Origin of the sequence: Halomonas sp. MCCC 1A11062 (genome assembly GCF_021404355.1) — a bacterium.
Classification (GTDB): Bacteria; Pseudomonadota; Gammaproteobacteria; order Pseudomonadales; family Halomonadaceae; genus Halomonas; species Halomonas aerodenitrificans.
In genome coordinates this window covers 128822-154723 of record NZ_JABFTW010000002.1, presented here as the reverse complement: position 1 = coordinate 154723, position 25902 = coordinate 128822, and the positions used below count along the sequence as shown (strand labels likewise).

Below are 25902 nucleotides of genomic sequence, written 5' to 3'. Positions count from 1 at the left end.
CCTGCGCCTGATGCAAGGGCCTCGTTTAAATCTCGTTGAGGCCCGCGCCCTTCATCACCCGAGGTATCCAGCATGACCACAATCGTATGGGATGGAACGACGCTTGCGACGGATTCGCTGATCAGTGTCAACGGCTCGACTTACAACCATGCGCAGAAGCTGTTCCAGCTCGACAACGGCGAGTGGGTGGCCTTCGCCGGCGAGCAGCAGGAGTGGTGGGAAGTGCTGGAATGGCTCCAGGCTGGGGCACCGCGTAACGACAAGCCGAACGTCAGCCGGGTCGAGATGATCATCGCCGGCCCCGACGGTGTCTTCGAGATGTTCAACAAGCTGGTGCGAATCCCCGTCAACGGCCCCGTCGCTTACGGCACCGGCTGGAAGTGGGCGCTGGCTGCCATCGACCACGGCAAGAGCGCCGTCGAGGCGGTGCAGTACGCCATCGGCCGCGATCACGACAGCGGTGGTGAGGTGCAGTCGGTCACGCCCAGGGTCAAGGCCTCGGTGGCCTTCGACGCCCTGATGCGTGACGTCGAAGCGACCCCCGTCACGACCTGAAGCGCTGCTTTGCATGCGCCGCCCCGGCCCTTGGCCGGGGCGGCGGCGTTTGGGCGATGGCGATTGAGTTCAGGGCGCTAGCAGTACCAGTGGTGAGCCATCGTCCTGACGGCTACCCACCGTCAGCTCGGCTTCGAAGACCCGGGCCAGAGTGCGACCGTCTAGCACTTCGGCCGGCGTGCCCGCGGCAATGCGGTGGCCGCGCTCCAGCAGCCAGACGCGATGGGCATAGCGCGCCGCCAGGTTGAGATCGTGCAGCACGCAGGCGATGGCCAGTCGGTGTGCCTGTGCCAGGTGGCGCAGCAGACGCATGAGGCGTTGCTGCTGGCCGATGTCCAGGGCGCTGGTGGGCTCGTCCAGCAGCAACACCTGGCCCGGTTCGGTCTGCTCGCTGCGTCCCAGGCCCAACTGGCACAGAGCACGGGCGATCATCACCCGCTGGGCTTCACCGCCCGAAAGGCTCATGGCGCCGCGTTCGGCCAGCGCTTCGAGGTCGAGCAGGGCCAGTACCGCGTCGATTTCCGACGCAGTGGCTGCGCTGCCCAAGGCCACCAGCTCACGCACCGGCCAGTCGAAGCCCAGGGTGAGGCTCTGGGCCACCAGCGCCCGGCGTCGGGCCAGGGCGGCGGGCTCCCAGCCCGACAGCGGCGTGTCGTCCAGACAGACGGAGCCACGCTCGGGGCGGCGAAAACCGGAAAGCAGCGACAGCAGGGTGCTCTTGCCGGCGCCGTTGGGCCCGACGATGGCGAGCAGCTCCCCCGGCTGCAGACTATCGCTGAACGGGGCGAGGGTGGGCGGTCGGGCGAAGCCGGCCTCGATCAGACTCAGCATCGCGCTCTCCGCTTCAGCAGCAGCCACAGGAAGTAGGGGCCACCCAGCAGACTGGTGAGCAGCCCTACCGGTACCTCGGCCGGACTCGCCAGGGTGCGAGCCAGGGTGTCGGCCACGATCAGCAGCAGGGCGCCGCCCAGCATCGAGGCGGGCAGCAGCAGGCGATGCCCTGGCCCCAGCCATAGGCGCAGGCAGTGGGGCACCAGTAGACCGAGAAAGCCGATGATCCCGGCCAGCGCCACGCACAAGCCAACCCCCAACGCGGTGGCCATCACCACGTGGCGCTTGAGTCGCGGTGCATCGAGCCCGGCGCCGTGGGCGGTCAGCTCGCCGAGCTGCAGCAGGTCGAGCCCGCGGGCGCAGCGCAGCAGCCACCATAGCGCCGGTGGGATGCCTATCAGAGCACCAAGGGTGGCGCTCCATAGCGCGTGTGAGAGGCTGCCCATACCCCACAGACTGAGCTGGCGCAGCTGCTCGTCGCTGGCGATGAAGGCCATCACACCGCCCATGGCTCCCGCCAGGGTATTGATCGCCAGCCCCGCCAGCAGCAGGGTGAAAAGTGCCTCCTGGCCGTGCTGGCGCTGGCCCAGGGCGAACACCAGCACGCATACGCCGAGCGCACCGAGAAAGCCAGCCAGGAACTGACCATAGAGCCCGAGACTGCCGCCGGCACCGCCCAACAGCACGATCCACAGCGCCACGGCGAGGCCGGCGCCGCTGGCCAGGCCCAGCAGGGTAGGGTCGGCCAACGGATTGCGAAACAGTCCCTGCATGGCCGCGCCGCTGCCGGCCAGCATGGCGCCGACCAGCGCCGCCAGCAGCAGCCGTGGCAGGCGCAGTTGCCACCATACCTGCCAGGCCAGCGGGCTGGGCCACTCGCCGAGCAGTACCCGGGGCGAGAGCCCGACGCTGCCGCTCATCGCCGCCACCAGCAGCGCCACCAGTACCGCCAGGCCCAGCAGGGCGAGCACCTGACCGGGTGAGCGAGGCTGCTTTCGCCGCCCTTTCTCCCGGCGTCGCCAGGGTCCGGCCAAGGGCAGGGTGCGACTCATGACGCTACTTCCCGGCAGGCGGCCCCGGCGCGCTCTTGTTCTCCATGAAGCACCTCGTACAGCGCCATCAGTGCGGCAGGCGTACGCGGCCCGAAGCCGAGCAGCGCCTGGTCGTCGCAGACGATGAGGCGCCGTTCGCGTCCGGCCGGGGTCATGGCCAGACCGGGAAGCTGCCACAGCCTGGCCGCGCCGCCGATGCCCTCGAGTCCGCTGCGGGTCGCGATCACCACCTCGGGCGCCCCGCCGACAAGGGCTTCTGCCCCCACCGCCTTGTAGCCATTGAAGCCGGTGAAGGCGTTGCGTCCCCCGGCTGCTTCGATCACGGCCTGAGCGGCGGTGTCGCGTCCCGCTGCCATGGGCGTCATGCCGCTGTGGCTGAGCAGGAACATCGCACTTGGTGGCGGTTCGGGCGCATCTTCACGCAGCTCGGCAAGCTGGGCGAGCTGTGCTTCGATGTCGGCGACCAGCGCTTCGCCGTCGGCCGTGCGGCCGAGGGCATGTGCCACCGCAAGAATCTTGTCGGGCAGCGAGGCAAGATTGGCGCCTTGCTCGATGCGCACCACGTCGACGCCCACGGCTTCGAGCTGGGCTAGTACTTCCCGCGGCCCGGCCGCGGCGGCAACGATCAAGCGCTGTGGAGCGAGCGACAGGATGCCTTCCGCCGCCAACTGCCGCAGGTAGCCTACCGAGGGCAGTGCAGCCACGCTCTCGGGATACTGGCTGGTGTCGTCGCGTCCCACCACGCCTTCCAGTGCATCGAGGGCAGCGAGGATCTCAGCCACGTCGCTGCCGATCACTACGGTGCGCGGCGGTGCGGCAGACGCCTGCATGTGCCAAATGAGCAAAGCCAGGCTGGCCAGCCACGGCAGCCAGGACGGTAACCTCATGCCGCGGCCTCGCGGGCATCTAGGCCGTCCAGCAGCTGACGCCATTCAAGGCGTTCTCCTTGGCCCTCGCGGCGCTCGGCGTAGATCTGCAGTACCAGCCCGCCCTGGGCATCGAAGGCCTCGAGGCTGGTCACGCCGCCATCGCGATTGGGCTTGTGCACCTGCCACACGCGGGCGATGTTGGCATCGTCCAGGTGCAGGGTGAAGTCCTTGCCGAACAGGTTCAGCCAGCCGCGCATGCGCTGCGGTGCCGGGATCTTGCCGGTGCGGATCTGTACGCAGCCCGGGCTGGCCACGAACAGCATCAGCGGCAGCTCGCCGCTGGCGGCCTCGCTCAGCACCGCTTCGCAGGCGCCGGGGCGCAGCGCCCGGGTGAAGCGGCCCTCCATCAGGGCGTTGGCCTCGTGGCGACGCAGTTGGTGGCGGTTCAACAGGCCGAAGAATTGATGCACGTCGCTCATCTGCGCCCACTCCTCGGCCAGGGTGGGCACAGTCGGCAGGGCGCGTGGCAGCGGCTCGGCAGCCTGGGTGAAAGCGGGCTCCTGCGTGCTGCCCAGTGCTTGCAGTTCCTGCCAGGTTCTGGGGGGTTCCGCTGCCAGCGAGAACAGCTTGTGCAGGGCAATGCCATGACGATCGAAGATCTGCACGCTCAGGCGCTGGACGGTGCCGCTCTCCTTGTTAGGCATGCGGTCGCGGATCAGGCAGGCCCAATGCCACTGGCTCAGGTGCAGGCGCAGATCCAGCCCGCCCGGGGCGAGCAGCAGGCCAGCCTGCTCCGAGCCGCGCAGGGTCGGGTAGATCCCCTGCTGTTCGAGTACCGCGTGGCTTGAGCGGGTCAGCGCCTTGACCTCGCCCAGTTGGTGAAAACGCGAGGCCAGCGCATGGGGCGACAGCGGCAGGGTGAACACGTCGCGGCCGAGGCGGGCGGCCTGCAGCTCACCCTCACTGATGTCCAGGCGCCGGGCGATATCCAGCGCCGGCAGGTGAGGGGTGGCCTCGCGGGCGGCGTCGAGGGCGTCGAGGATGGCTTGGCGGGTTTGGGTCGAAGCGTTCATGCGTATCTCCTTGTCACCATTGAAGGCTGACGTTGGCGAGCAGGCTGCGTCCGTCGCCGAGGTTGCCGTCGGGGCGGTACCACTCCTTGTCGGCAACGTTGCGCAGCTTGAGCGAGGCGGAAAGCAGCGGCGAGAACTGCCAGGCGAGCTGCACGTCGTGCAGGCCGTAGCCGGGCAGCGCTTCGTCTTCGCCCTGCTTGTCGAAGGAGCGGGCGAAGCGGCCGCGCCAACCCAGAGTCAGGTCGGGGCCGGACAGGTGGTAATCGAGGCCGGTAAGCGCTTCCAGCGGGGTCAGACTGCCGAGTGGGTCACCGCTGTCGCGGTCGTGACCGCTCACTTCGGCCAGGCCCAGGAAGGCCGTGACGGGTGTGTCCGAAGGCGACCAGTCGAGGCGGGCGTCATAGCCCCACAGCCGGGCGCGGCTGACGTTGGTGGCCCGGGTGGTGCCGGCGAAGATGTCGACCTCGGTGTCGATGAAGTCCTCGGCACGGGTGTCGAAATAGCTGGCACGCAGGCCCCAATCGCCGAAGTGCCAGGCCAGGCCGCTCTCCCAGCTCTTGCTGGTTTCCGGACGCAGGTCGGGGTTGGGTACCCAGAAGTTGTCGGGCACACAGACGAAGGGGCCCATGCAGAAGCCGCCGAAGTGGCGCTCGTCGGCGTAGAGCTCGGAAAGCGTGGGGGCGCGGAAGGCCTCGGCATAGCCGCTGTAGAGCATCAGATCGCCGCTGGGGCGCCAGGCCAGTCGCAGGCGTGGCGAAACCCGGCTACGGTCGCTCTCGCGGCCCTGGCTGTCTTCGGCGCGGTAGCCGTCGTGGCGGGCGCCGAGGCCGAGATCGAACTCGCCGATGCCGCCCTGGTCGAGATAGCGACCCACCGTCAAGGTGTCGTCGAGATAGAGCGCAACGCTGTCGATGTCGGCTTCGGGGAAGCCCGAGGCCGTGCCGCCCGGGCGCTGGGTGGCGCGGCTCGCCTCGGCGCCGAAGGCCAGCGTCTGCGACAGCCAGCCGTGATCCAGGCGGTGGTAGCCGTCGCTCTGCACGCCCAGGCGCTCCAAAGTGCGCTCCGCCGTAGGCTCCTCGATCTGCTGACGGCTCAAGGTCAGGCGAGTGTCGATCTGGGTTTCCGGTGCCGGCGACCAGCGGTGACCCAACTGCAGGTTGTCGCTGGTGGTGTCGCGGTCGCGCAGCTCGCTCTCGATCACCAACTGCTGGGGGTTGGGCGGCTGGGTGGCGTCTTCGGCATAGTGCTGCCAACTGGCGAACAGGCGGTGGGCGTCGTTGAGCTGCCAGCCACCCTTGGCCAGCAGACTGTCGAGGCTGGCATCTTCCGGTGTGGTCTGACCGCCGGCGCGGCGGATGTCGCCGGACTCGCTGCGGCCCAGGGCGAGCAGGCCGTCGATGCTGCTGCCGTCGGCCAGATCGCGCCTGCCGAACAGGCTCAGCGTGACGCCGAGCTCGTCGTTGGCGGTGGCGCCGCGCAGCGAAAGCCGCACGCCGCTGTTTTCACCCGGGCGCAGCAGGTCCTCGGCGTCCACCGTCTCGAAGCTGACCACCCCGCCCATGGCGTTGCTGCCGTAGAGGCTTGACAGCGCACCGCGGGCCACCTGCACCTCGCGCAGCAGCGCAGGGTCGAGATAGAAGTTGCCGAGATGGCCGGTATTGATGTCCTGGCGCACGCCGTCGAGGCGTACCAGCACGCCGTTCCTGCCGAAGCCTCGCAGGCTCAGGGTCTGGCCGTTGCGCCGCCCCTGGCCGGCCACATGCAGGCCGGGCTGGTCGGCAAGGATGTCCTCGACCCGCGAGGCGGTGGCCAGCGTAGGGTCGTGGCGATCGATCGTATCGACGATCAGCGGGGCGAAGAAGGTATCCGCGGGTGTACGCGTCCCGGTCACCACCAGTGGTGCCAGGTCGGGGACGATGGCGGTGTCGGCTGGCGTCTGGGCCAGGGTGATAGGTGACAGTACCAGCAGCGCCAGGGCGCCGGTGCAGCTCGATGCTCGCTTCATGTTCCTGAAGTTCCCTTGTCGTATCAGGCGATGAGCGGCTGGCTGGGTGGCGAAGGCTACCTGGCTGGCGTTCTTCTCGTCGAAGTTATGAGGTCAGTATCAGTTTTCCATTACGCGTTTCGCGCAGTTGGTAACGCTTGCCGCGATGCTCGATGATCAATTGGCCGCGCTCGTCGAGCAGCGCGCTGCTGGTGACGTAACCGGGTTGGCCCGCTGGATCGAACGGCTCAGCGGCCTGCGCGCGGGCCTTGGTCGGATCGGGGGAGGTTGCGCACATGGTGTCGGCCTGAATGGGTTGTTGTATCAAACGCGAATAATTATTGTTTGTGGCATGGGGCGGCGTCAAGTACCGGTGTCAGTAACGGCATCAAGACCTGGGGCGACGCATGAACCCGAAACGGGTAGGCTTGGTCCAAATTCGAGACGCTGAAGCGAGATCCCAAACGCCATGATCGTGCTGCTGATCGCCTTTCTGCTGGCTATCTTCGTGCTGCCCAACGTCTGGGCCAAGTGGGTGCTGGCGCGCCATGCCAAAGGGCGGGACGACTATCCCGGCACTGGCGCCGAGCTGGCCGACCATCTGCTGCGACGCCTGGGCATCGAAGGGGTCAAGGTGGAAATGACCGAGCAGGGCGATCACTACGACCCGGAGGCGCGCCGGGTACGGCTCTCCCGCGAGCACTACGAAGGCCGCTCGCTCACCGCAGTGACCGTGGCCGCCCACGAGGTCGGCCATGCCATTCAGCATCACGAAGGCTATGCGCCGCTGATCGCCCGCTCGCGCATGGTGGGGGTGGCGCAGCGGGCCGAGAAGATCGGCGCACTGCTGATGATGGCCGCTCCCTTCCTGTTCATCCTGACCCGCCTGCCGGGGGGGCTGGCCATGGTGATCGTCATGGCGGTGATCAGCTTCGGCACCGCGGCGCTGGTGCACCTGGTAACCCTGCCGGTGGAGTTCGACGCCAGCTTCAATCGCGCCCTGCCGCTGTTGCGCGAGTACGTGCCGCCTTATGACATGCCCGGCGCTCGCCATGTGCTCACGGCCTGCGCCTTCACCTACGTGGCAGCCTCGCTGGCGAGCATCCTCAATCTGGGGCGCTGGCTCGTCATTCTACGGCGCTGACCCTTCCAAACCTTGAGCGTAAGCGGGAGCGGTTTCTACAGTTCTGGGAGTGACACACTTCATGGAGGAGGTGCAGCATGACGACTCCCCAGGACTACGTTCGCGACCATGCCATCCCCCTTGCCGGCGAGAGCCGCGACTACGACCGCCTGCTCGAGCAGGTTGGTGAGAGCTCACTGGTGCTGCTCGGCGAGGCGTCCCACGGCACCGCCGAGTTCTACCGCATGCGTGCCGAGATCACCCGGCGGCTGATTCGCGAGAAGGGCTTCGAGGCGGTGGTCGTCGAGGCCGACTGGCCCGATGCGCTGCGGCTCGACCGCTACGTGCGTGGTGACGGCGGCGACACGCTCAAGAGTGCCTTCGACGACTTCCGGCGTTTCCCGCAATGGATGTGGCGCAATACCGAGGTGCGTGACTTCATCGGCTGGCTCGAACGGCACAACGCCGGGCAGGACGAGATGGGTCAGGTGGGCTTCCATGGGCTGGATATCTACAGTCTGCACCGCTCGGCGGAGGCGGTGATCGATTACCTCGATGGCATCGACCCGGAGCAGGCGCGCATCGCCCGCGAGGGCTACGCCTGCCTCGACCAAGGCGGCGATCCGGTGCGCTACGGTCACGATGCCGCCTTCGGTCTCAGCCGTATCTGCGAGGACGCCGTCGTGCGCCTGCTCGCCGATCTGCTCGGGAAGTCCGGTGGGTATCTGCGTGAGGATGGCCGAAGTGCCCGCGACGAGCAGTTCTTCGCCGAGCAGAACGCCCGCGTGGTGGTCAATGCGGAGCGCTACTATCGGGCCATGTTCGGCTCGCGGGTGGACGCCTGGAACCTGCGCGACGAGCACATGGCCGACACCCTCGCCGAGCTGCGCGAGCATCTGTGGCGCCAGGGCAGGCAGGGCAAGCTGGTGGTGTGGGCGCACAACTCTCACCTTGGCGACGTATCCTTCACCGACATGGGCTGGCATCGCGGTCAGCACAACGTCGGCCAACTGGTGCGTCACCGCTTCGGTGCCGACCAGGCGCTGCTGGTGGGCTTCACCACCCATACCGGTTTCGTATCGGCGGCCCGCGACTGGGGTGGGCCGGTGGAGCATCGCCGGGTCCGGCCGGCGATGGAAGGCAGCATCGAGCGGCTGTTCCATGACAGCGGTCCCGGCGACTTCTACCTGCCGCTGGGCGAGCGTGCCGCTCCGTTGAAGGAGCCGCTATGGGAGCGCGCCATCGGCGTGATTTACCGCCCCGAGTCGGAGCGCATCAGCCACTACTTCAAGGCTGCCGTGGCCGAGCAGTTCGACGCCGTGTTCCACCTCGACGAGACCCGCGCCGTGGAGCCGTTCGACAAGGGCGAGCTGTGGCGACCGGAGGAGGTGCCGGATACCTATCCCTTCGGCGTCTAAGTGGGCTTGTTGGCGATGACCACCGCCCGCCGCGGCGCCGGGTAGCCCTCGCGGGTGCGTGTGGGGTCGGTCGGATCGAGGAAGTCGGCCAGCGACTGGAAGGTCATCCACTCGGTAGAACGCTGCTCCTCCAAGGACGTGAACGCTTCGTCCACCACCCGCACGTTGACGAAGCCACAGCGCTCGAGCCACTGGCACAGCGCCAGGGACGACGGCAGGAAGTAGACGTTGGGCATGGCGGCGTAGCGTTCGCCGGGCAGCAGCACCGTGGTGGCGTCGCCTTCCACCACCAGCGTCTCCAGCACCAGCTCACCGCCGGGGCGCAGGGCGTCCTTCAGCTGCAGCAGATGCTCCAGTGGGGAAGGGCGGTGATAGAGCACGCCCATGGAGAACACCGTGTCGAAGAACTCGAGCCGTTCGGGCACGTCCTCGATGCCTACCGGCAGGAAGTGAGTGCGTCCGCCATCGGCATCGCCGACGAAGTGGCGCAGGGCCTGGAACTGGTAATAGAAGCGCGGCGAGGGGTCGATCACCAGCACGAAGGCGGCACCGGCGCCGGCCATGCGCCAGGCGTGGTAGCCGCTGCCGCCGCCCACGTCGAGCACGCGCCTGCCGCTCAGCGGGGCCAGGTGGGGGGTGACCCGCTGCCATTTCCAGTCGGAGCGCCATTCGGTGTCGATAGGAATGTCGGCGAGCCGGTAGGGGCCCTTGCGCCACGGCATCAGCTTGCGCAGCAGGTTCTCGCATTGGCGCCGCCGGCTGTCGTCGAGGGCGCAGTCCACCGTCACGGTATCGACGTCCAACTGGACGTCGCGAGCCTCGGGCAGATCGGGCAGCTTGGCCACCGCCTTCTCCCAGGCCGGCAGATCGCCGTAGCGCTTGCGGTCTAGGCCGCGGGCCAGCTGCTCCGGCAGGCGGGCGAGCCAAGTGTCCAGCCCCTGATCGATGAAGGCGCGATAGAGCGGGCGGTGTTCGGCAGGGATCGCCACCTCAGGCCTCCTTGAACGCGATCAGCGAGGCGAAGTTGAGGTACTGGAACCAGGTCAGCGAGCGCGGGAAGCCGGCCCGCGCCAGGCGCGCATGGTGGGCTTCCAGGGTGTCCGGCACCAGCACGTTCTCAAGCGCCGTACGCTTCTGGCTGATCTCCAGCTCGCTGTAACCGTTGGCGCGCTTGAAGTCGTGGTAGCGCTCCACCCGCCAGGCGTTGTCGCGCTCGTCGGGATCGACCACCTTTTCCGAGAGCACCAGCACCCCGCCCGGTTCCAGCGCCGCATAGAGCCGAGTGAGCAGGGCTTCGCGATCCTCGGGGGGCAGAAACTGCAGGGTGAAGTTGAGGATCACCAGACCCGAGGGGCGATAGTCGAGGGTGCGGATATCGCCCTCGATCACCTCGATGGCATGCTCGGGACACTCCGTGGCGAGGGTCTCGCGGGCACGCTCCACCATAGCTGGGGAGATGTCCACCGCGGTGAGCCGGAAGGCGTCCGGCGGCAGCTGACCGGCCAGGGCCAGGCTGGCGGCGCCCAGCGAACAGCCCAGGTCGTAGACGTGAGCACCGTGGCGCAGGTGGCGTGCCGCGATCAGTCCCAGCATACCCAGAATCTGGCCGTAGCCGGGTACCGAGCGGCGGATCATGTCGGGAAAACAGGCCACCACCTGCTCGTCGAAGGAAAAGCGCGCCACCCGGTCCAGGGGTGTCGAAAAGATCGCGTCACGATAAGATGCGTCACTCATGAGCAGGTCAGGCCGGTAGCGTGGAACAGGCGGACATTCTACGCTTGCTGCCGGCCGGCTGCACGGATAGCGCCACAGCGATGGAGCGGTGGATTTACAGGCGGATACAAGGCTAGCCTGAGAGCGGTGGAATTTTTGCCCGGTTTCGACGGGAGCCTTCCCAGATGCGGCGGCTCCCGCAAAGACGTCAAGGAGGATTGCCATGAACCAAGCACCCATCGACCGGACCGGTGCCTGGCAGCGGCTGATGGAACATGCCGAGGAGATGCGCGGCGCTCACCTGCGCCAGCTGTTCGTCGACCAAGCGCGAGGTAGCGCTTTCACGCGCCGGGCGGCGGGCCTGACCCTCGATCTGTCGAAGCAGCGCTGGAGCGATGCGACGCTTGCGCTGCTGCTGGACCTGGCGCGAGAGGCCGGGGTACCGGAAGGCATTCAGGCACTATTGAGCGGTGAGCACGTCAACGTCAGCGAGGATCGTCCGGCGCTGCACACGGCGCTGCGCCTGCCCCCCGAGGCCTCGCTTCTCGTCGAGGGCGAGGATGTGGTGCCTGGCGTGCATGCCTCCCTGGATCGTATGGCGATCATGGTCGAGCGGCTGCATGCCCGTCAGTGGCGCGGCGCCACCGGCCGGCCGATTCACGACGTGGTCAATCTCGGCGTCGGCGGCTCCGACCTGGGCCCGCTGATGGTGACTCACGCCCTGGCCGACTACCGCCCCGCCGATGCCCATCACGTCGCAGTGCACTTCGCCTCGACCATGGACGGCTCGCAGCTTGCCGACTACCTCACCCGCTTCAACCCCGAGACCACGCTGTTCGTGATCTCGTCGAAGTCCTTCACTACCATCGATACGCTGTCCAACGCACGTACCGCCCGCGACTGGCTGATGGCGCGGCTGGTGGAGGATGGCAAGGACGTGGACGAGGCCATGGTGATGCGCCAGCACTTCGTCGGCGTCTCGGCCAAGCCCGAGAAGATGAGCGTGTGGGGCATCGCCGAGGCCAACCAGCTGCTGTTCTGGGAGTGGGTCGGCGGGCGCTATTCGCTATGGGGCGCCATCGGGCTGCCCATCGCCCTGGTGATCGGCATGACCAACTTCCGCGAGCTTTTGGCCGGCGCCCATGCCATGGACGAGCACTTCGCCCAGGCGCCGCTTGCCGACAACTTGCCGGTGCTGCTGGCCCTGGCGGGGATCTGGAACGTCAATTTCCTTGATATCCGCGCCCACTCGATCCTGCCCTACGATGGCCGCCTGGAGCACTTCGCCGCCTATCTCGAGCAGTTGGAGATGGAGTCCAACGGCAAGTCGGCCACCCATGACGGCCGGCAGGTCGGCTACTCCACCTGTCCGGTGCTGTGGGGGCAGCTCGGTCCCAATGCCCAGCACGCCTTCTATCAGCTGCTGCACCAGGGTACCCAGCCCGTGGTGTGCGACTTCATCGCGCCGCTCACGCGCTACGACGACGTCGAGGACGCGGCGACCCGCGATCACCTGATGGCCCAGCATCGCCTGACGCTGGCCAACTGTTTCGCCCAGTCGCGCCTGCTGATGCTCGGCGACGACGCCATCGACGAGCCGGGCGAACGACCGGGACACAAGCGCTACCGCGGCAACCAGCCTTCCACCACGCTGCTGCTCGACCGTCTCACGCCCGCCACGCTGGGGGCGCTGATCGCGCTCTACGAGCACAAGGTGTTCGTCCAGGCCGCCATCTGGGGTATCAACCCGTTCGACCAGTGGGGCGTGGAGCTGGGCAAGCAGATCGCCGGCGAGACCGAGCGGATTCTGGCCGAGCGCGACGGCCTCGACAGGATGGATGCCTCAAGCCGGGCGCTGATCGAAGCGGTGTGGCGCGCCGAGCAGGAGGGCGAGCGTTGAAGCGATATCCGTATCAGGCCTCAGTAGGGCTGGTAATGTATACAGTGGCTTGGGTATGCTGAGCACGCCGCTGACAGCGCCACCGGCCAGCGGTGTGCTCTATCTGCACGGCTTCAACAGCGGCTACGGCTCGCCCAAGGCGGTGCTGATGCGCGCCGCCTGTGCCGCGCTGGCGCTACCCTGCGAAACGCCGCAGCTGCCGCATCGGCCCTGGGCGGCACTACAGCAGGCCGAGGCGCTGCTGCAGGGGCTGGGGGAGAGGCCGCTGATGGTAGGCAGCTCCATGGGCGGGTTTCTGGCCAGCTGTCTGGCCGAGCGTCACGATCTTCGCGCCGTGCTGATCAATCCGGCGGTCCGTCCGGCGCGGCTGGTATCGGAGTGGGTCGGCGAAGCCTTCGTCAACGAGCATACCGGCGAGCGCTTCACCATCGAAACCGCTCATCGGGAAGAGCTCGATGCGCTGACGCCGCAGCGGGTGACGCCCGAGCGCTACCTGCTGCTGCTGGGTAGCGCCGACGAGACGCTGGATCCGGCGTATGCCTTCGCGCTCTACCGGGGCGCCAGGACCGTGCTGCACCCGGGCGGCGATCATGTGTTCAGCGCCCTGGAGGCGTATCTGCCGGCCATCATGGCCCATGGTGGACACGGCCTGCCGCCGGAACGGGTATCATGCCGGCAGGGGTGAACCGAGCGGCAGCAGGGCGGGCGACAGGGATGCGCAGAGGTCACGCTGGGAGCGCAATCGAATTCGTAATGGCTTTGGGACACGCATGACACAGTACAGTGCCAGCTCAATCGAAGTACTCTCCGGTCTCGATCCGGTGCGCAAGCGCCCCGGCATGTACACCGACACCACCCGCCCCAACCACCTGGCCCAGGAAGTCATCGACAACAGCGTCGACGAGGCACTGGCCGGGCATGCCCGGGAAGTCACCGTGCGCCTGCTGGAGGATGGGGGTATCGAAGTGGCCGACGACGGCCGCGGCATGCCCATCGACATCCATCCCGAACACGGCGTCTCCGGAATCGAGCTGATCCTCACCCGGCTGCATGCCGGCGGCAAGTTCTCCCAGTCCAGCTATCGCTTCTCCGGCGGTCTGCACGGCGTCGGGGTGTCGGTGGTGAACGCCCTGTCGCGGCGCCTGGAGGTCGAGGTGATGCGCGACGGCGCCCGCCACGCCATGGCCTTCGAGCACGGCGACAAGGTCTCGGAGCTGGCCGAGATCGGCAGCGTGGCCAAGCGTACCACCGGTACCCTGGTGCGCTTCTGGCCCGACGAGTCCTATTTCGACAGCCCCAGGCTCGCCATGGGCCGGCTCAAGCATGTGCTGCGCGCCAAGGCGGTGCTGTGCCCGGGGCTCAAGGTCACCCTGGTGGAAACCGACGGTGCCGAGAGCGTATGGCAGTACGAGGACGGCCTGCGCGACTACCTGGCCCAGGCCACCGACGGCTTCGAAGTCTTGCCTGCCTCGCCGCTGATCGGTCATTTCGCCGACGACGAGCAGGCGGTGGACTGGGCGGTGCAGTGGCTGCCCGAAGGCGGCGAGACGCTGATGGAGAGCTACGTCAACCTGATACCCACGCCCCAGGGCGGCACCCACGTCAACGGGCTGCGCTCGGGCCTGCTCGAGGCGCTGCGCGAGTTCTGCGAATACCGCAACCTGCTGCCGCGGGGCGTCAAGCTCACTCCCGAGGATCTATGGGAGCGGGTCGCCTACGTGCTCTCGGTGAAGATGCTCGACCCGCAGTTCGCCGGTCAGACCAAGGAGCGCCTCTCCTCGCGCACCGTGGCGGCCTTCGTTTCGAGCGTGGTAAAAGACGCCTTCTCGCTGTGGCTCAACCATCACGTCGACCAGGCCGAGGCGCTGGCCGAGCTGGTCATAAGCGCTGCCCAGCGGCGCCAGAAGAGCGCCAAGAAGGTGGCGCGCAAGAAGGTCACCGCCGGCCCTGCGTTGCCCGGCAAGCTGGCCGACTGCTCCGGCCAGGACCCGGCCCAGAGCGAGCTGTTCCTGGTCGAGGGCGACTCGGCCGGCGGCAGCGCCAAGCAGGCGCGCAACCGCGAGACCCAGGCGATCCTGCCGCTACGCGGCAAGATCCTCAACACCTGGGAGGTCGACAGCCACGACATCTACGGCTCCCAGGAGGTCCACGACATCGCCGTGGCGGTGGGCATGGACCCGGGCAGCGACGACCTCAGCCAGCTGCGCTATCACAAGATTTGTATCCTGGCCGACGCCGACTCCGACGGCCTGCACATCGCCACACTGCTGTGCGCGCTGTTCGTACGCCACTTCCCGGCGCTGGTGGATGCCGGCCACGTCTACGTCGCCATGCCGCCGCTCTACCGCATCGACCTGGGCAAGGAGGTGCACTACGCCCTGGACGAGAGCGAGAAGGCGGCGATCCTGCGCAAGCTCGAGGGCAAGCGCGGCACGCCCAACGTGCAGCGCTTCAAGGGCCTCGGCGAGATGAGCCCGCTGCAGCTGCGTGAGACCACCATGGCGGTGGAGACCCGGCGCCTGGTACAGCTCACCCGCGAGGTCGGCGACGGCACCATGGAGATGATGGACATGCTGCTGGCCAAGAAGCGCGCCGCCGACCGCAAGAGCTGGCTGGAAGATTATGGCAACCTGGCGGATATCGAAGTATAGCGCCAGCACGAGCGGCGCCGGGGGCAGGCCGTAGCGGAGGTCATTTGCCATGGATGGCAAATGTAGCGCCCAGGGATGGGTTCACAGCGCCTCCGCGAAGGCCTGCCGCCGGGATAGCCGCGGCCGGAACGAGAGACATTGAACCCTGACCAAGGGCATATCGTATGACCATGGATATCCAGGTGGCGGAGGGCGACGTCGAGCGCCTCTCGCTGCGCGAATACACCGAGAAGGCGTACCTCGATTACTCGATGTACGTCATCCTCGACCGGGCGCTGCCCCACATCGGCGACGGCATGAAGCCGGTGCAGCGGCGCATCGTTTACGCCATGCGCGAGCTGGCGCTGAACGCCAGCGCCAAGTACAAGAAGTCGGCGCGTACCGTCGGCGACGTACTGGGCAAGTTCCACCCCCACGGCGACAGCGCCTGCTACGAGGCGATGGTGCTGATGGCGCAGCCGTTCAGCTACCGCTATCCGCTGGTGGATGGCCAGGGTAACTGGGGTAGCCCCGACGATCCCAAGTCGTTCGCGGCGATGCGCTACACCGAGTCGCGGCTCTCCAAGTTCGCCGAAGTGCTGCTCGCCGAGCTGGGCCAGGGCACCGTCGACTGGACCCCCAACTTCGACGGCACCATGAACGAGCCGGTGGTGTTGCCGGCACGCCTGCCCCACGTGCTGCTCAATGGCGGTACCGGCATCGCCGTGGGCATGGCCACCGACATCCCGCCGCACAACGTGAACGAAGTGGTCGAGGCCACCTGTCACCTGCTGCGCAACCCCGAGGCCACCACCGCCGACCTGATGCAGCACCTGCCGGCCCCGGATTTCCCCACTGCGGCGGAGATCATCACCTCCCGCGACGACCTGCGTAAGCTCTACGAGAGCGGTCGTGGCTCGGTGAAGCTGCGCGCTCGCTACACCTTGGAAGAGGGCAAGGTGGTGGTCACCGCCGTGCCCTATCAGGTCAGCGGGGCCAAGGTGCTCGAACAGATCGCCGCCCAGATGCAGGCCAAGAAGCTGCCCATGGTGGCCGACCTGCGTGACGAATCGACCCACGAGGAGCCGACCCGGCTGGTGATCGAGCCGCGCTCCAACCGGGTCGACATCGAGGCGATGATGGCGCACCTGTTCGCCACCACCGATCTCGAGAAGAACATCCGCGTCAACCTCAACGTGATCGGTCTCGACGGCCGGCCGCGGGTGATGCCGCTGCCGGACATGCTCGGCGAATGGCTCACCTTCCGGCGCAAGACGGTGCGTCGGCGCCTGGAGCATCGCCTGGGCAAGGTCGAGGATCGCCTGCACATCCTCGAAGGCCTGCTTGCCGCCTATCTCAACATCGACGAGGTGATCCGCATCATCCGCGAGGAGGACGAGCCCAAGAGCGCGCTGATGGCCGCCTTCGGCCTCTCCGACCGCCAGGCCGAGGCGATCCTCGAGCTGCGCCTGCGCCACCTGGCCAAGCTCGAGGAGATGAAGATCCGCGGCGAGCAGGACGCCCTCGAAGCCGAACGCAAGCGCCTCAAGGAGCTGCTCGGCAGCGAAGCCAAGCTCACCGACCTGATCGAGGAGGAGCTGCGCGAGGCGGCCCGTGAGCACGGCGATGAGCGCCGTTCACCCATCGTCGAGCGCGAGGAGGCCAAGGCGCTCTCCGAGGTCGAGCTGATGGGCGCCGACCCCATCACCGTGGTGCTCTCCGAGAAAGGCTGGATTCGTGCCGCCAAGGGCCACGAAATCGATCCGGAAGGTCTCTCCTACAAGTCCGGCGACCGCTTCGCTCTGGCCGGCCGCGGCAAGACCAACCAGCCGCTGGTGCTGCTCGACGACACCGGCCGTGCCTACACCCTGGCCGCCCACAACCTGCCCAGCGCCCGCAGCCAGGGCGAGCCGGTCACCAAGTGGGTCAACGTGGTGGCCGGTGCGCACATGGCCGGGCTGATGCTGGCCCCGCCAGAGAACCGCTACCTGCTGGCCAGCGATGGTGGCTACGGCTTCGTGGCCAAGCTCGAGGAGCTGATCGGCAAGAACAAGTCGGGCAAGGCGGTGCTATCGGTGCCCAAGGGCTGTCGCGTGATGGCGCCGGTGCGCGTGCCCGAAGGTGAGGACATCTGGGTGGCGGCGGTTTCCAACGAAGGGCGGCTGCTGCTGTTCCCGCTGGAGCAACTGCCCGAGCTGGCCAAGGGCAAGGGCAACAAGATGATCGATATTCCCGGCGCCCGCGCCGCGCGGCGTGAGGAACTGGTGCGTGACATCGCGCTGCTGCCTGCAGGAGGGTCACTGATCATCCATGCCGGCAAGCGGCATCTGACGCTGAAAGACGCCGAACTGGACTATTATCGCGGCGAGCGCGGTCGACGCGGCAGCAAGCTGCCTCGCGGCCTGCAGAAGGTCGACCGCCTGGAGTGTGGGGAATGACACGACGACTGCTGATACGCGCCACCGGCGCGGCACGACCCGGCCAACTGGCCGGCCTTGGCCAGGCCCTGGCGCGCAGCGGCGCACGGCTGCTCGACATCAACCAAAGCGTGACCTTCGGTATGGTCTCGCTGGAAGCCCTGGTCGGCCTCGAGCACGACAGCGACCTGGAAGGAGCCCTCAACGAGGCGGGTGACAGCCTGGGCCTCGACGTGCAGGCGATTCAGGTCAGCGCCGAGGACTATCAGCGCTGGAGCAGCCAGGCCAGCGAACCGCGCTTGATCTTGACGCTGCTGGCACCGCACCTGCCCGCCGGTATTCTGGCCGAGATGGGGGCTCTGACCGCCGAGCACGGCCTCACCGTGGAGCTGATCCATCGCCTCTCCGGCCGTGAGCCGCTGGATGGTGGCGTGCCGCGCTTCGGCTCCTGCGTCGAGTGCTGGCTGCGTGGCGAAGAGATCGATCTCGACAGCCTGCGCGAGAAGGCGCTGGCGCTGGGTGCTATGCACGGGGTCGATATCGCCATTCAGGAGGATTCGATCTGGCGCCGCCACCGTCGCCTGGTCTGCTTCGACATGGACTCGACCCTGATCCAGGCCGAGGTGATCGACGAGCTGGCCCGCCGGCATGGCGTCTACGAGGAGGTTGCGGCGGTCACCGAGCGGGCCATGCGCGGCGAGCTCGATTTCCAGCAGAGCTTCCGTGAGCGCATGGCCAAGCTCAAGGGCCTCGACGAAGCGGTGCTGGCCGAGATTGCCGAGGAACTGCCGCTGATGGATGGCGTCGAGCGGCTGATGAAGCACCTCAAGCGCCTGGGCTATCGTACCGCCATTCTCTCCGGAGGTTTCACCTACTTCGCCCGTCATCTGCAGGAGACGCTCGGCTTCGACGAGATTCACGCCAACGAGCTGGTGATCGAGAATGGCAAGGTCACCGGCGAGGTGCGCGAGCCGATCCTGGATGCCAGTCGCAAGGCCGAGTTGCTGCGCGAAATCGCCGTCCGAGAGGGACTCGCCATGGAGCAGACCATCGCCGTGGGCGACGGGGCCAACGATCTCAAGATGCTGGCGGCTGCCGGCCTCGGCATCGCTTTCCGCGCCAAGCCCTTGGTGCGTAGCCAGGCGCGCCAGTCGATCTCGACACTGGGCATCGACGCCGTGCTCTACCTGATGGGCTATCGTGAAGGGGATCTGGAGGACGACAGCCGCGCGGGCTGACCGTAAACGGGTAAAGCGCGGACACTGGTGAAGCCATGGGAAGTGGCGTACCTTCGAAGGACCCCATTGAATCGGAGGTCGCCATGGCCCAAGCGCATTTCTCCGCCGAGTTGCTGGACGAGCTGAACCTGCTCTGCCTGTACAACCTCGATACTACCCAGGCAGGCCTCAAGGTGCATGCCGGTAGCGCATCTCCCGGCGCTGTGGCCGCTGCCGAGCGGCTGTATGAGAAGGGATTGGTGACCCAGGCCGACGGTGGCTACCTCACCCCGCGCGGGCGCGAGGCCGCTCACCACGCCCAGGAACTCACCGGACTGCTGGATCCTGCCGAGCTGACCACCTGAGCGAACCACTCGGGCTGACCATTCTATCCGCCCAAAACGACGACGGCCGCCCATTCGGGCGGCCGTCGCGCGTCAGGTGCTCGGTTCAGGTATTCAACACCACACCGCCGTTCAGGTGCAGCGTCTGCCCGCTCATGTAGGAGGACTCCTCGCAGGCCAGGTAGACGTACGCTGGTCCCATCTCGGAGGGCTGTCCGGCACGGTTCATCGGCACCTGGCCGCCGAAGGAGGCGACCTTCTCGGCGTCGAAGCTGGCCGGAATCAGCGGCGTCCACACCGGCCCAGGGGCCACCGAATTGACGCGGATACCCTTCTCGGCCAGTGGCACCGCCAGCGAGCGCACCAGCCCCTGGATCGCGCCCTTGGTGGCGGTATAGTCGATCAGCGTCGGGTTGCCCTTGAAGGCGTTGATCGACGAGGTGCAGATGATGGTATCGCCCTCGCCCATATGGGGCAGGGCCGCCTTGGTCAGGTAGAAGTGGCTGAACACATTGGTCTGGAAGGTGCGCTGCAGTTGATCCGGGGGGATTTCGGTGATGTCGTCCCAGTCGTACTGCTCGGCGGCGTTGTGCACCACGATGTTGAGCTTGCCGAATTCCGCCAGGGTCCTGTCGACGATCTCGTCGCAGAACGACGGCTCGCCCACGTCGCCCTTGAGTACCAGGCAGCGGCGCCCCTCGGCTTCCACGAGACGCTGGGTGTCGCGGGCGTCGGTGTCCTCTTCCAGGTGCACGATGACGCAGTCGGCACCCTCGCGGGCGTAGTGCACCGCCACGGCACGACCGATGCCGCTATCGCCGCCGGTAATGATCGCCACCTTGTCCTTGAGCTTGTCGGCGCCGCGGTAGCTCTCACGAATGTATTCCGGCTGCGGGTCCATCTTGTACTCGGCGCCGGGCTGGTGGGATTGCTCCTGTGGGGGTTGCTTCTCTTCGCTCATGTGCTGGACTCCTTTTCCCTTGCACGTGATGAATAGAAAGTAGGCGGGAGGATGGAAGCAGGACAAGGCGGGGAGCGTGAATAAAGGTTTCGTTGTCGTAACGTCCGGTGTTGCCATTCGCCGCGATGGGGCGTTGCGCGCTTCGTGCTCGTGATACCATCGCTGCGCCCGGCCGGCGGTCCGGCATGTGGCAACGGGTTGGAGTTTCACAGAGCGTGTTTCCGAGAATGTCCATGAGCGCTTCCTTCGATACCTGGCGCGAGCGCTTCGAGCGGCTGCGTGCCAACAAGATCTTCGAGCTCACGGTGATTGCGATCATCGTGCTTTCGGCCCTGCTGATCGGGGCGAGAACCTACGACGAGATCACCCATTTCCAGCAATGGTTGCGGGTGCTGGACGTGGCGGTCACGATCTTCTTCCTGGTGGAGATCCTCATCCGCATGGCGGCGGAGCGGCGTCTGACCGACTTCTTCAAGAAGGGCTGGAACGTCTTCGACTTCCTCATCGTCACCGCCAGCCTGATCCCCATGGACGACTCCGAGATGGTGCTGCTGGCGCGGCTGCTGCGCATCTTCCGCGTACTGCGACTGGTCTCGATGATTCCCGAGCTGCGCCTGCTGGTGGCGGCGCTGTTCAAGTCGATTCCGCGCATGGGCTACGTGGCGCTGCTGATGTTCATCATCTTCTACATCTACGCGGCCATCGGCAGCTTCCTGTTCCATGACGTCGACGAGCGGCTATGGGGCAACATCTCGCTGGCCATGCTCACGCTGTTCCAGGTCGCCACCTTCGAGAGCTGGGCCACGGCGGTGCTCTATCCCACCATGGAGCACTACCCCTACGCCTGGATCTTCTTCCTCACCTTCATCTTTCTCAACGCCTTCATCTTCCTCAACATGATGATCGGCATCGTGCTCGACGTGATGCAGAAGGAGAGCATCCAGATCGAGCTGGAGAGCGGCGAGGGCGAAGCGGCGGAGCTGCACGGCCTGCGCAACGACGTACGTCAGCTGCGCGATCAGCTTTCACGCATGGAGGCGATGCTCGAGCGGCGCGAAAAATAGCGCTTCCGCTATGCTCAAATGAGCGGGCTCGGTGGCCGAGCCAAGTGGCAGAAACAAGTGGCAGAACGTCTGGCAGAAGGAGAGTAAGGGATGACCGACCATTCAGCCTCGGAGGCGCGCACCTTTCTGCCGCCTTATCTGCTCGAGCGCGTCGCCAGTAGCGGCTCGGCCCACCAGCGGGAGTGCGCTCGGCAGACCCTGCTTGCGGACGACCGCTTTCGCGCCCGGGCGGGCAGTGTGGCCCTGCCGCAGGGCAGCGCCCGGCGCGGCGAGCCGGCCCGCTACGTCCACTCCGCCGAGCAGCGCCAAGTGCTGCCCGGCAGGCTGGTGCGAAGCGAGGGGCAGGGGGAGAGCGGCGAACCCGCCGTCGACGAGGCGTATCGGGGCCTGGGAGCGACCTACCGGCTGTTCTGGGAGGTCTACGAGCGACACTCCATCGACGATGATGGCATGGCACTACTGGCCACGGTGCACTATGGCCAGGATTACGAGAATGCCTTCTGGGACGGTCGCCAGATGGTGTTCGGCGACGGTGATGGTGAGCTGTTCAACCGCTTCACCATCGCGCCGGACATCATTGCTCACGAGCTGACCCACGGCGTCATCCAGCACGAAGCCGCGCTGGCCTATGCGGGGCAGTCCGGGGCGCTCAACGAGTCGCTGTGCGACGTGTTCGGCAGTCTGGTCAGGCAGCGTGAGCTGGGGCAGAGCGTCGATGGGGCGGACTGGTTGATCGGCAAGGGGCTGTTCACCGAGCGGGTTGCCGGCCGCGCCCTGCGCTCCATGGCGAGGCCGGGCACCGCCTACGACGACCCGCTGCTGGGACGCGACCCGCAGCCCGATCACATGGAGGCTTTCGTGGTTACCGAAGCGGATCATGGCGGGGTGCACATCAACTCGGGCATTCCCAATCACGCCTTTCATCTCGTGGCCATGGCGTTGGGCGGTCATGCCTGGGAGCGGGCCGGACGGATCTGGTACGACACGCTCGTCGATCGCCGCCTGAGTCATGATAGCGACTTCGTCACCTTCGCCTCGCTGACCCATGACAACGCCGAGCGTCGTTACGGTGCCGCAAGCCGGGAAGCGACAGCGGTACGCGAAGGCTGGCGGCGTGTGGGAGTGCTGCCGTGAGCCAGCCGCCACCCCTGACCCCGGCCAGTGTGGTTTGGCTGCGCCGAGAGGGGGGCGTGGCGCATTTCCCCGGCCTGGCGCGCCCACGCTGTATCCGCTGTGCCCGCTACAGCGAGGCGCAGCGTGACGAGCTCTGGCGCCTGCTGTCGAGGGCGGAAGCGGGACGGGTAGCGGGTCGTGAAGAGGCGCCGGGCGCCGACCGGCGCCGCTTCTGCCTCAGCGTGGAGGATGCCGGCGGCGCGTCGATCTGGAGCCTGACGCTGGCCGAGGAAGCGCTCCCCGGGGGGCTGCTCGAATGGTGGCGTCGGGCCGATGACGAAGCCAAAAACGAGGGCGATGCTTGACAAGCATCACGCAGGCTGATTTTCTAGAGAGTATGAACATGACATTTTGCTACCTCAGCCTGAACCTACGACTACTACCCGGCCTTTGAGCGTCGGGCGATGCGCTGCGCATCGCGTTTTTGTCCAGGTCAGTCGAGGTACCGAGATGTCAACCAACCGAATTGCTTTCCGCTACGTACGCCGTTTTGTCGTGACCGTATTTGCCGTGATGGTAAAGGGTCGCGTGCACCGTTCCGTCTATCGCCACGACGCCCCGGTATGCTCCATGCAGCCGGGGCGTCGTCGTTTCTGAATGCCGCCTGTCCGAATCAGAGCCGCCAGCTAGGGAGACCACCGCCATGATGCTCGACAACCCCGCCGCCAAGTACCGCCCCTTCGTCGCCGTCGATCTGCCCGACCGACAGTGGCCGAACCGACGCATCGAAACGCCACCGCTGTGGTGCAGCGTCGACCTGCGCGACGGCAACCAGGCGTTGATCGATCCCATGGATCAGGAGCGCAAGCAGCGCTTCTTCGACCTGCTGGTGAGAATCGGCTTCAAGGAGATCGAGGTCGGTTTCCCCTCGGCCTCGCAGACCGACTTCGACTTCGTGCGGGCTCTGATCGAGCAGAATAGGATTCCTGACGACGTCACCATCCAGGTGCTGACCCAGGCGCGTCCGCACCTGATCGAGCGCACCTTCGAGTCGCTCAAGGGCGCCAAGAACGCCATCGTGCACGTCTACAACGCCACCGACCCGGTGTTCCGCCGCGTGGTGTTCAACGTCAGCAAGGAGGAGTGCATCGGCATCGCGGTGGACGCCACCACCCAGATCCGCGAGCTGATGCAGGCGGCACCGGAAACCAACTGGACCTTCCAGTACTCGCCGGAGCTGTTCACCACCACCGAGATGGACTTCGCCAAGGAAGTGGTCGAGGCGGTGATGGAGGCCTACGGTGCCACGGCCGAGAAGCCGATGATCGTCAACCTGCCGGCCACGGTGGAGGCGGCCACGCCCAACAACTATGCCGATCAGGTCGAGTGGTTCTGTCGCAACGTCAAGAACCGCGATCACCTGATCGTCAGCGTGCATCCGCACAACGACCGCGGCACCGGCGTGGCGGCGGCGGAGCTCACCGTGATGGCCGGCGCCGACCGCGTCGAGGGCACGCTGTTCGGCAACGGCGAGCGTACCGGCAATGTCGATATCGTCACCCTGGCCATGAATCTCTACACCCAGGGCGTGCACCCGGGGCTCGATTTCTCCAACATCACGCCGATCATGCGTGAGGTGGAGTACTGCAACCAGTTGCCCGTGCATCCGCGCCACCCCTACGTGGGCGATCTGGTCTTCACCGCCTTCTCCGGCTCTCACCAAGATGCGATCAAGAAGGGCATGGCCGAGCGTCGCGCCAATCCGGAGGCCATGTGGGAGGTGCCCTACCTGCCCATCGACCCGCTGGACGTGGGGCGTAGCTACGAGGCGGTGATTCGCGTCAACAGCCAGTCGGGCAAGGGTGGGGTCTCCTACCTGCTGGAGCAGGAGCACGGTATCGAGCTGCCGCGCCGCCTCTCCATCGAGTTCAGCCAGGTGGTGCAGGAGGTGGCCGACCGTACCGGCAAGGAGATCACCTCGCAGATGATCTATCAGGCCTTTGCCGACGAGTACCTGGAGCGCACCTCACCCTATGCGCTGATCAACCATCGCCTCGCTTCCGAGGCCGATAGCCCGAGGGTCAAGCTCGAGGCTAACATCGACGAGCACGGCGAGCGGCGCGCCATCGGCGGCGAGGGCAACGGTCCGCTGGCGGCCTTCATCAAGGCTTTGGCGGCGGCTGGCCACGACGTGGAGATCATCGATTACCACGAGCACTCCCGCGGTCAGGGCTCCGACGCCGAGGCGATCGCCTACGTGGAGGTGCGCATCGACGGCAAGGCGGTGTTCGGTGTGGGCACCGACGAGAGCATCACCAGCGCCTCGATGAAAGCGGTGATGAGCGCCATCAACCGCCATGTCTCCAACCAGCCGGCGGCCGCCAATGTAACGGCGGAGAGCTTAGCAGACGTAAAGTAACCGCCCTGGCCTCGCAGCTTGATCGGCGACAGGTCTACGAGGAGGCGCTGTAAACCCATCCCTGGGCGCTACTTTTTCCTTCCCTGGAAAAATACCTCCTCTCCGACCTGTCCCCGACGCTGCTTGTGCCGTGGTTGTCGGCTACAGCGGCGTCTTGCTTGCCTCGCCGGGGATCTCCCTGACCAGGCGCGGCAGCAGGAAGCCCGGTAGTACCCCCCGTAGGCCCGCGACCAGTTCGCGGGCCTCTTCGTCGGGCACGTCGAAGTGGGCCGCGCCCGCCACCGGGTCGAGCACGTGCAGGTAGTAGGGCAGCACGCCGGCCTCGAACAACCGCTCCGAGAGCTCGGCCAGCGACGCCACCGAGTCGTTGATGCCACGCAGCAGCACGCTCTGGTTGAGCAGGGTGACCCCGGCCGCCTTCAGCCGTGCGCAGGCCTCGACCACCGCCTGGTCGATCTCCTGGGCATGGTTGATGTGCAGCACCATCACCTTCTGCAGCCGCGTGTTGCCGAGCCAGTCGAGCAGGGCGTCGTCGACGCGATCCGGGATCACCACCGGCAGGCGGGTGTGAAGGCGCAGGCGCTCGAGATGGGGAATCGCCTCGAGGCGCTCGACGAGCCAGGCCAACTGGCGGTCGCTGGCGGCCAGCGGGTCGCCGCCGGAGAGAATCGCCTCACGGATGCTCGGGTCGCTGCGCAGCGTGTCCAGCGAGCTCTCCCACTGCGCGCGCGAGGGACTGTTGTCGTCGTAGGGGAAGTGACGGCGGAAGCAGTAGCGGCAGTTCACCGCGCAGGCCGGGCTCGCGATCAGCAGTACGCGGCCGGCGTACTTGTGGATCAGTCCCGGCCCCGGCGTATGTGCGGACTCTTGCAGCGGATCGGTCACGTAGCCGGGTACGCTCTCGCCCTCGGCACTTAGCGGCAGCACCTGGCGCAGCAGGGGGTCGTGCGGGTCGCCGGGGCGCATACGCGCCAGGAACGCCTCGGGCACGCGCACCTCGAACAGCGCATGGCCGCCTTCGGCACCCGGCAGCCAGGTGTCGTCCAGCCCCAGTCGGCGGCACAGCTCGCGTGGGTCTCGGACCGCCCGCGACAGCTGGGTCTGCCAGGGGCTCTGCAGCGTCAGAGGGGCAACGTCGGCGGGGGTCGATTCCGCTCTCTGCAAAAGGGCGGAGCTTCGGGTTATCATGCGGCACACCAGTCACAATGGGGCGAGGGCT

24 protein-coding genes are annotated in these 25902 nt (G+C 66.8%); 14 read left to right on the top strand and 10 right to left on the bottom strand.

Going from position 1 to position 25902, the window contains the following annotated elements; genetic code table 11:
* The first annotated feature begins 72 nt into the window (after positions 1–72).
* Positions 73–555: a 20S proteasome subunit A/B gene (locus HOP58_RS03215; RefSeq protein ID WP_086511919.1), complete on the top strand. Its 483-nt coding sequence runs from the start codon at positions 73–75 to the stop codon at positions 553–555.
* A 69-nt stretch (positions 556–624) separates the two neighbouring features.
* Here the strand turns inward: HOP58_RS03215 and HOP58_RS03210 are convergent, their stop codons facing one another.
* The 6 genes from HOP58_RS03210 to HOP58_RS03185 form a co-directional block, all read right to left on the bottom strand.
* Positions 625–1386, bottom strand: a complete 762-nt coding sequence (locus HOP58_RS03210) for an ATP-binding cassette domain-containing protein (protein ID WP_234253769.1) — start codon at positions 1384–1386, stop codon at positions 625–627.
* Positions 1380–2438, bottom strand: coding sequence for an iron ABC transporter permease (locus tag HOP58_RS03205; RefSeq protein WP_234259532.1), 1059 nt, complete (start codon positions 2436–2438; stop codon positions 1380–1382). Before HOP58_RS03205 ends, HOP58_RS03210 begins: the two co-directional genes overlap by 7 nt.
* Positions 2435–3325: an ABC transporter substrate-binding protein gene (locus HOP58_RS03200; RefSeq protein ID WP_234259531.1), complete on the bottom strand. Its 891-nt coding sequence runs from the start codon at positions 3323–3325 to the stop codon at positions 2435–2437. Before HOP58_RS03200 ends, HOP58_RS03205 begins: the two co-directional genes overlap by 4 nt.
* Positions 3322–4380: a ChuX/HutX family heme-like substrate-binding protein gene (locus tag HOP58_RS03195; protein ID WP_234259530.1), complete on the bottom strand. Its 1059-nt coding sequence runs from the start codon at positions 4378–4380 to the stop codon at positions 3322–3324. The genes HOP58_RS03200 and HOP58_RS03195 overlap by 4 nt, the downstream gene beginning before the upstream one ends.
* Before the next feature lie 13 nt (positions 4381–4393).
* A complete protein-coding gene (locus HOP58_RS03190) occupies positions 4394–6385 on the bottom strand; it encodes a TonB-dependent receptor (protein WP_234259529.1) in 1992 nt (663 codons plus the stop codon).
* Positions 6386–6470: 85 nt separating this feature from the next.
* Positions 6471–6662: a hemin uptake protein HemP gene (locus tag HOP58_RS03185; RefSeq protein ID WP_010627261.1), complete on the bottom strand. Its 192-nt coding sequence runs from the start codon at positions 6660–6662 to the stop codon at positions 6471–6473.
* A gap of 171 nt (positions 6663–6833) precedes the next feature.
* Between HOP58_RS03185 and HOP58_RS03180 the strand changes: the two genes are divergently transcribed.
* Positions 6834–7508, top strand: a complete 675-nt coding sequence (locus tag HOP58_RS03180; RefSeq protein ID WP_234259527.1) for a zinc metallopeptidase — start codon at positions 6834–6836, stop codon at positions 7506–7508.
* Positions 7509–7585: 77 nt separating this feature from the next.
* Complete coding sequence (locus HOP58_RS03175) at positions 7586–8905, top strand: erythromycin esterase family protein (RefSeq protein ID WP_234259526.1); 1320 nt, start codon at positions 7586–7588, stop codon at positions 8903–8905.
* On the opposite strand, the gene cmoB is transcribed toward HOP58_RS03175, so the two are convergent.
* Both cmoB and cmoA read right to left on the bottom strand, forming a co-directional pair.
* Entirely contained in the window at positions 8902–9894 is a 993-nt protein-coding gene (gene cmoB / locus HOP58_RS03170; RefSeq protein ID WP_234259525.1) for a tRNA 5-methoxyuridine(34)/uridine 5-oxyacetic acid(34) synthase CmoB, read from the bottom strand. The two genes, HOP58_RS03175 and cmoB, sit on opposite strands and share 4 nt — an antisense overlap.
* A gap of 1 nt (position 9895) precedes the next feature.
* Entirely contained in the window at positions 9896–10639 is a 744-nt protein-coding gene (gene cmoA, locus HOP58_RS03165) for a carboxy-S-adenosyl-L-methionine synthase CmoA (RefSeq protein ID WP_010627292.1), read from the bottom strand.
* Between the two features lie 202 nt (positions 10640–10841).
* On the opposite strand from cmoA, the gene pgi reads away from it, so the two are divergent.
* From pgi to HOP58_RS03135, 6 genes are all read left to right on the top strand, one after another.
* Positions 10842–12518: a glucose-6-phosphate isomerase gene (gene pgi, locus HOP58_RS03160; RefSeq protein WP_234259524.1), complete on the top strand. Its 1677-nt coding sequence runs from the start codon at positions 10842–10844 to the stop codon at positions 12516–12518.
* Between the two features lie 55 nt (positions 12519–12573).
* A complete protein-coding gene (locus HOP58_RS03155) occupies positions 12574–13203 on the top strand; it encodes a YqiA/YcfP family alpha/beta fold hydrolase (protein ID WP_010627294.1) in 630 nt (209 codons plus the stop codon).
* Positions 13204–13288: 85 nt separating this feature from the next.
* Entirely contained in the window at positions 13289–15169 is a 1881-nt protein-coding gene (gene parE, locus HOP58_RS03150; RefSeq protein WP_234259523.1) for a DNA topoisomerase IV subunit B, read from the top strand.
* Positions 15170–15333: 164 nt separating this feature from the next.
* A complete protein-coding gene (gene parC, locus HOP58_RS03145; protein ID WP_010627296.1) occupies positions 15334–17586 on the top strand; it encodes a DNA topoisomerase IV subunit A in 2253 nt (750 codons plus the stop codon).
* Positions 17583–18803: a phosphoserine phosphatase SerB gene (gene serB, locus HOP58_RS03140; protein ID WP_234259522.1), complete on the top strand. Its 1221-nt coding sequence runs from the start codon at positions 17583–17585 to the stop codon at positions 18801–18803. The genes parC and serB overlap by 4 nt, the downstream gene beginning before the upstream one ends.
* 83 nt (positions 18804–18886) lie before the next feature.
* Positions 18887–19147: a TIGR02647 family protein gene (locus HOP58_RS03135; RefSeq protein ID WP_086511902.1), complete on the top strand. Its 261-nt coding sequence runs from the start codon at positions 18887–18889 to the stop codon at positions 19145–19147.
* A gap of 85 nt (positions 19148–19232) precedes the next feature.
* Here HOP58_RS03135 and HOP58_RS03130 read toward each other — a convergent pair whose 3' ends face one another.
* Positions 19233–20087, bottom strand: a complete 855-nt coding sequence (locus HOP58_RS03130; protein WP_234253845.1) for an SDR family oxidoreductase — start codon at positions 20085–20087, stop codon at positions 19233–19235.
* Between the two features lie 233 nt (positions 20088–20320).
* On the opposite strand from HOP58_RS03130, the gene HOP58_RS03125 reads away from it, so the two are divergent.
* The 5 genes from HOP58_RS03125 (at position 20321) to leuA (ending at position 24683) form a co-directional block, all read left to right on the top strand.
* Positions 20321–21151, top strand: coding sequence for an ion transporter (locus HOP58_RS03125; RefSeq protein WP_234253847.1), 831 nt, complete (start codon positions 20321–20323; stop codon positions 21149–21151).
* Positions 21152–21241: 90 nt separating this feature from the next.
* Positions 21242–22285 (top strand): M4 family metallopeptidase, encoded by a 1044-nt coding sequence (locus tag HOP58_RS03120; protein WP_234259521.1) that lies wholly within the window; start codon positions 21242–21244, stop codon positions 22283–22285.
* Positions 22282–22629, top strand: a complete 348-nt coding sequence (locus HOP58_RS03115) for a protealysin inhibitor emfourin (RefSeq protein WP_234259520.1) — start codon at positions 22282–22284, stop codon at positions 22627–22629. Before HOP58_RS03120 ends, HOP58_RS03115 begins: the two co-directional genes overlap by 4 nt.
* Before the next feature lie 145 nt (positions 22630–22774).
* Positions 22775–22921 (top strand): hypothetical protein, encoded by a 147-nt coding sequence (locus HOP58_RS03110; protein ID WP_234259519.1) that lies wholly within the window; start codon positions 22775–22777, stop codon positions 22919–22921.
* A 46-nt stretch (positions 22922–22967) separates the two neighbouring features.
* Positions 22968–24683 carry a 2-isopropylmalate synthase gene (leuA, locus tag HOP58_RS03105; RefSeq protein WP_234259518.1) on the top strand — a complete coding sequence of 572 codons (1716 nt, stop codon included), beginning with the start codon at positions 22968–22970 and terminating at the stop codon, positions 24681–24683.
* Between the two features lie 141 nt (positions 24684–24824).
* Here the strand turns inward: leuA and epmB are convergent, their stop codons facing one another.
* Positions 24825–25871: an EF-P beta-lysylation protein EpmB gene (gene epmB / locus HOP58_RS03100; RefSeq protein WP_234259517.1), complete on the bottom strand. Its 1047-nt coding sequence runs from the start codon at positions 25869–25871 to the stop codon at positions 24825–24827.
* Positions 25872–25902: the final 31 nt, after the last annotated feature.